6 protein-coding genes are annotated in these 6,015 nt (G+C 55.1%); 4 read left to right on the top strand and 2 right to left on the bottom strand.

Translation table 11 applies throughout. The annotated features are described in order from the left end of the window. Positions 1 to 212: 212 nt before the first annotated feature. Positions 213 to 539, top strand: a complete 327-nt coding sequence (locus RCH14_RS23895) for a mobilization protein (protein ID WP_343028599.1) — start codon at positions 213 to 215, stop codon at positions 537 to 539. 17 nt (positions 540 to 556) lie between these two features. On the opposite strand, the gene RCH14_RS23900 is transcribed toward RCH14_RS23895, so the two are convergent. Then, positions 557 to 1,690: a HAMP domain-containing sensor histidine kinase gene (locus tag RCH14_RS23900; protein WP_343028600.1), complete on the bottom strand. Its 1,134-nt coding sequence runs from the start codon at positions 1,688 to 1,690 to the stop codon at positions 557 to 559. 928 nt (positions 1,691 to 2,618) lie between these two features. Here RCH14_RS23900 and RCH14_RS23905 point away from each other — a divergent pair. Genes RCH14_RS23905 through RCH14_RS23915 form a run of 3 tightly spaced genes read left to right on the top strand, consistent with a single transcriptional unit; the run spans position 2,619 to position 4,437 of the window. Beyond that, positions 2,619 to 3,428: a RepB family plasmid replication initiator protein gene (locus tag RCH14_RS23905; RefSeq protein ID WP_017879781.1), complete on the top strand. Its 810-nt coding sequence runs from the start codon at positions 2,619 to 2,621 to the stop codon at positions 3,426 to 3,428. Then, positions 3,428 to 3,823, top strand: coding sequence for an antitoxin VbhA family protein (locus tag RCH14_RS23910; protein ID WP_017879780.1), 396 nt, complete (start codon positions 3,428 to 3,430; stop codon positions 3,821 to 3,823). Before RCH14_RS23905 ends, RCH14_RS23910 begins: the two co-directional genes overlap by 1 nt. After that, entirely contained in the window at positions 3,823 to 4,437 is a 615-nt protein-coding gene (locus RCH14_RS23915) for a hypothetical protein (protein WP_157407096.1), read from the top strand. Before RCH14_RS23910 ends, RCH14_RS23915 begins: the two co-directional genes overlap by 1 nt. Before the next feature lie 464 nt (positions 4,438 to 4,901). On the opposite strand, the gene mobQ is transcribed toward RCH14_RS23915, so the two are convergent. Further along, on the bottom strand, positions 4,902 to 5,948 hold the full coding sequence (gene mobQ, locus RCH14_RS23920) for a MobQ family relaxase (RefSeq protein WP_343028601.1): 1,047 nt from the start codon (positions 5,946 to 5,948) through the stop codon (positions 4,902 to 4,904). Between the last annotated feature and the right edge of the window lie 67 nt (positions 5,949 to 6,015).

Genomic DNA, 6,015 nt, shown 5'->3' on the forward strand with positions numbered 1-6,015 from the left:
CTTTTACGCTGAGGTGGTAGATTGCCATGGGGTATCGTTTCTTCCTTTGTCGCGTAGCGACCGCACGAGTTGGCGCAGCCAACTCCTAAGTGCGCCCTTGCTCTATCGCGTTTGCTCTTCGCCGGGTTATTCGCCACCTCCATTATAGCTGGCTTTACGTGACATAATCCGCTGCTATAGAATGCAAGCTCAACCCCACACCGAAGGCCAGCATGACAACCGCCACCGAAAAACCAGAAACCAAGAACTTAACGCCAATCGAGAAAGCACAACAGCGCGTCAAAGACTTAGAAGAAAAACTCAAACAGGCTAAGGCGCTTAAGCAGAGAGCCGAAGCACGTGTAAAAGCCGCAGAGAGCAAGCAAAAACGGGCAGCTGACACCCGCCGAAAAATTCTGGTCGGTGCCGCTATTCTTGCCAAGGTCGAGCGTGGAGAATGGCCTAAAGACAAAATGCTCGAAATGATGGGTCAGCAACTTACTCGGGCGGATGATCGTGCTCTATTTGACCTTCCCGTGAAGGAGAAAGTCGCATCATGAGGGAATGTCCAACCCTATCAAGTCGGCATGCTGTGGCGAGGTAGATTAATCGTAAAGACACAACCAATGCCCTCAATATTGTGGACTGTAAGGGTGCCTTTGTTGGCTTCGACAGTTTTTCTTGCGATGGTAAGACCTAATCCGATTCCTGTGCGATCTGTACCAACCTGGGAAAAAGGCAAGAAAATTGTCTCAGTAGTCCCTACCTTCAAACCACCGCAATGATCTTTTACGTCGATGAGTATTCGATCACCTTGCGCGTAAGCCGTTAACAACACTTCTGAACCTGGCTGTGTGAATTTGAAAGCGTTTTGCAGCAAGTTAGCTACAGCGGCGATTAGCAAATCCTGCGTACCTCGGACAGCCAGATCAATATCAACCGGAAGAATACGAAGTGAGCAACCGTATGCTTTTGCAGATAACGTAGCGCCATCGTAAATTTTTGTGATGAATTCTGCAAGGGAGAAAGAGTCCAACGCCGTACCATCATGTTCGAACATACGCACGTCTTCTACTGTGGCCGTAATAAGCTTATCAAGGCTACTGAGACTACGCTTGAGGATCGAACCAGTAGCACCCGTCAAGCTGAGATTGCCTGCTTCAGCTGCTGCAAAAGCGAGTGAAGCCGTTCCTAGCAGATTTCGAAGCTCGTGGACGAAAAACCCCATCCGTCGATTATTTTCCTCTGCATTTTTAGCTACTTGAAGGCCATCTCTTTGAAAGCTAAATTCCGTCACAGCATCGGAAATGGCATTGTCCAAGCAGCGATTTAAAGTACGGAACTCATCAACGGAAAAAGGAGCATCACGCTCGACAGCTAGATCCGTGATTGACTGACAAAGATCACCATAGTCGTGCACAACCTGATCCACAGTTAGTCCTAGTTCCAGCAAGTCTTTCCCGTGTTGAGCAGCTGAAGCACCCACTTCTGAAAGCGCAACGCCGCCACCCGCTGGGCCAGAAATCAACTCACTTTTGAGTGGTTCGGAACTTTGTTCAACTCGGAGGGTTCTGATCAATTGATCGATAAGTAAAGGAATACCGTCTTGGAGCTGTACTTCTGTCGCTGAACGACCGGGACGATTCCCTACCTTGTCACGACACCTTTTCGCCAGTTCGTCACGGTTGTTAGCCAAAAAGTGATGCAACATAAAAACACTCCTCAAGCATGAAACCGCAGATGTGCAAAGCAATCTTGACGATTCTTCATGATACATCAGGGACCAAAGCTACTTTTAGCATTCTTCGACATGTCGAAGAGGTGTCTGTTATTGCTAGATAGACTAGCGTCAGCTTTTGGAAACACAAGGGATTTCTGAAACCCAAAATTTAATGACATACCTCTACGAAACAGCTTCGCCATCCCCGAAACTGAACGACGACACGCATCAACTTCGGTCTAGCCGGAGGGTCCGTAGCAAGCTCAAAAGCTAACTAGATGCCTTAGCGCGCGGGCGTCCCCGCTTGCTTGCGCACCGATGATAAAGCCATCGGCACGCCCAGTTACGGGCTGTTCCGTTGGAACAAAAACCCGGAAAACCAACCCCAACCCTGGCGCGCCACGCTCGCCTACCCGTCTCCACTCTGTGTGCCTCCGGCCTGACGCGGCACTACCCAACACCTACACGCTGGGGTTAGCTAAATCTGCGACCCGGTATCGAGTCAGCTGCCGCGTCCCGAGAGGGCGCGGGGTTTCGGCTGGCGATCACGGTGAGCAGGTGCCCGAAGCCCCGGCTTGCCGGGGTGAGGCGGTAGCCCCCGCACCGGTAGGTGTGCCCGTAGGGCAGGGCGTATCCCGCCGAAGGTCTGCGAATCCGGCTGCTGGCCGTCGCGTTACGCGGGGGCCTTTTCCTGCCCCCTCAGGGGGCCTAGAGAAGTGCGACCTACACGCGTAAGCGTCGGGAGTAGCTTTTAAGTCCTTTTACGCTCCGAATTCCCTTTTAAATTCATGAGGTTGCAGACCTAACTATGACATTTTTCCGGTTAACTATGACATTTTTCCGGTTAACTATGACTCTAATTGACATGTCATTTAAAGTCTGTAGAATGACATTTCCTGATAATGTCATTTGAGCCGTGATGAAGAAAACTGAGCTTGTCGTAAAGTCGAATCGCTTGATCGAAGCCAGCTACCGGCTGGGCTTGAACGAGCAGCGCATCATCCTGTACGCGATCTGCCGGTGCCGTGAGGAACAGAAGGGGTTGTTCCCTGATCTGCCGATCACGATCACTGCTGACAGCTTCCTAAAGCAGTTCCCTAGCGTGGAGAAGGGGAGCGTTTACGGCCAGCTCAAGGAAGCCATGAACGCCCTCTACAGCCGCAGTGTCACGATTCACGACACCGACCCGGCTACGAAGAAGGCGCGGGTGCGAGAGACGCGCTGGCTTAGCGAGAAGGCGTACATCGACGGCGCAGGACACATTCAGATCGTGTTTACTCCAGAGGTCATCAAGTACATCACGCGCCTGGAGGTTGAGTTCACGTCTTACCAGCTGGAGAAGGTCGGTCACATGACCAGCGCGCATGGCGTACGCATATACGAGCTACTGGCCCAGCACAAGGACGTGGGTACACGCACGCTTAACTTGGTGTGGCTGCGTGAAGCGCTCCAGCTGGAGCCAGGCGAGTACAAACTGACCGCCGATTTCATTAAGCGCATCATCGAGCCATCAGTCGAGCAGATCAACAAGCACAGTGACATCACAGTGAGCTACAAAGCCAAGAAGACGGGCCGCGCCATCACGGACTTTGTGTTCAAGATCAAGGACAAGGAACGTAAGGCCAAAGCTACCAGCACGACCAGCGATCAGGCCGTCAGGGAGAAGCTGGAGGCTAACGGCCAACAGCGTATCCCCACCACTACACAAGACGATAACGAGGATTTTTGATGCAATTCACCTATGAAATTCTCCCACGCCCGGTCGAGCTGGGCGGCGGCTGGCGGCTGCGCCTCCTGGAAGATGACGTCGAGGTCGGGGGCGGCGTGTTCCCGCCATCTGAATTCGCGGACAATGAAACTGACGCTTTGCGGCTTGCCCACTTCGATGCCGAAGAGGAGGCGTACGCCTGGCTTGATTCCAGGGACACGGTTGTGGCTGATCCAAATGCCCAAGAGCTTCAGCGCCGCCGAGCAGCTGTCGAATTCGCCCTTGCCAATGTGGGGCTATCTGGCTTCACGATATCGGAAGCAGAGCAGGATCGCATGCGCCGCTTCGTCGACGGTGGCATGGGCCTCGATGAGTTTGTCAAAGGCTTGCCGAGTCACGCCAAAGGGGAAACGTGATGGATGCCGAAGACCTGGGAGCACTGTACGGCATGGCGCTCAAGCAGCAGGAAGCGGCCACTGACGCACTAAACGAGCTTGCCAAAGAACGTGCACAGCTAAGCGCAACCATCGAGGCACTACAAAACACATCCAGGAGCATCCAGAAGGCCGCAGGGGACGCCGCAGCTAAGGCAGTGACAGAAACCCTTGCACAAGCACCCAAAACGGCTCAAACGGCCTTTGATGCGGCTACTGGCGCCCTCGATGTCGCCGCCGGCAAGGTGCGCACCGCCGGCGCCTGGCTCACCTGGCAGTTTGCCCTGGTGTTCATCCTGGTTGGCGCGGCCGCGGTGCTCACCAACTACGCGATCGGCTACTTTACGCAGAGCCAAATCACAGACCTGCGCGTGGAGAAAGCCGCGCTGCGCCTCGAGAAGGCCGAACTGGAGGCCAACATCGCGGATCTGGCCAAGCGCGGCGGGCGCATCAAGCTTTCCACGTGCGGCCCCGCCAACCGACTGTGCGTGCAGATCACACCCAAACAGGGTAGTGCACCGATACAATCAGACTTCCAAGGGGCATGGGTTAGCGAAGACAACAAAAACCGGTTTGTTATCCCGCTTGGCTACTGAATTCAATTGATCCGTAAATTACTTTCCATTCTGATGACATCAAAATCCACAACTGTCGATCACCGACTTGCCTTTTCTGAGCGGCTAAAATCTTCTTTGGAATCGGCTGCGGTCCCGGTTACCCCTACCGAGTTATCACGCCATTTCAACCATCGCTCCGGAGAGGAAAACAAAGTTACTGTTCACGCTGCACGGAAGTGGTTGATCGGTGAGGCAATACCAACCCAATCGAAGATAGTTTTACTAGCTTCCTGGTTACAGGTTAGCCCTGCCTGGCTTCGGTTTGGCGAGGATAGCGGCTATACCGGCAGAGATGAGTCAGGGTCCCTACCAGGTGAATTGCCAAGATCGGCCTTGGTCTTGATTCACGATATTTTGGATTTACCTGAAGCAATGCAGGTCGTAGTGCGAGATTTGGTAAAGTCACTGTCTCGTAGCGTTCACCAGTCTTTAGCGCGCTAAATTCACCGGCTAAAATCTGGCCCATCCTTCTTTGGTCTTGGCAGCGCGTCCCGCTGCCGCTCTTGGGCAACCTTTTCCAGTTCGACCTTGCGCCTGGCTTCGCCCTGGGCGAATTCCACAGCCTGGCGTACCAGCTCGGCGCGGCGCTCCGCTTCGGCCTTCGCTGCTCGGTCGGCCATGAATTTCGCGTGGAAGTCAGCGGCCCCCTTGCTGAGCACCTCCACGGCGTTGCATTCCCGCTTGACTGCGGCTAAGTCGCCCGATAGGTCGATGATGCTTCGATTGACTTGGGCCAGCTCGCGTTCCTGGATGCCCTGGGCACGGGCCTCAAGCAACCGGGCGGCCACCTCTTCCTCAATGCGCTTCCCCACTTCGGTTCTGACGCCACGCCGCTCCATGCTGGTGACGAAAATACCCAAGTGGCTTGTCGGTGTCCGGTCGATGCCCTGATCTTTCAGGCTGCGATGATCGACCTGCACGTCGATGCCGTTTTCTCGCAAGCGCTCATTTGTCAGCACGGCCCACCTGGTGCGGACTGCATCGAGGTCGGCGGCGCGGTTGCGCCCTGCCTTCTCGGTGTCGAGCTTGTCGGTCAATCCCTCTGACCCCACCTTTCGGGTGGTGCGAAGGATATGGGCGTGGTGGTTGCGGCTATCGCCCTCCTTACCTGGTGCGTGAATCGACACATCCACGGCGCAGCCTTCCGCATTCGCCATCTCCTTGGCGAAGTCCACCGCCAGCCGTCGCCGCTCGTCGGGCGACAGCTCATCAGGCAAGGCCACCTCGAACTCACGAGCCACGCACGCATCCTTGCGGCGCTCGGCAGCTTCGGCAGCGTTCCACACCGCTGACCGATCCGTCGCCCATTCTGGCGCACCATCTGGCAACACCATATCCGTCGAGGCGATGCCACCCTTACGGGTGTAATCATGGACCTCGCCGGTACGCTTGTCAGTAATCTCACACCCAGCGCGATAGGCGGCGGCGGCGGTCGAACTTCGACCGGCTGACCGCGATATCGCTTTTACGCTGAGGTGGTAGATTGCCATGGGGTATCGTTTCTTCCTTTGTCGCGTAGCGACCGCACGAGTTGGCGCAGCCAACTCCTAAGTGCGC

Origin of the sequence: Massilia sp. MP_M2 (assembly GCF_039123635.1) — a bacterium.
Taxonomy (GTDB): Bacteria; Pseudomonadota; Gammaproteobacteria; order Burkholderiales; family Burkholderiaceae_D; genus Telluria.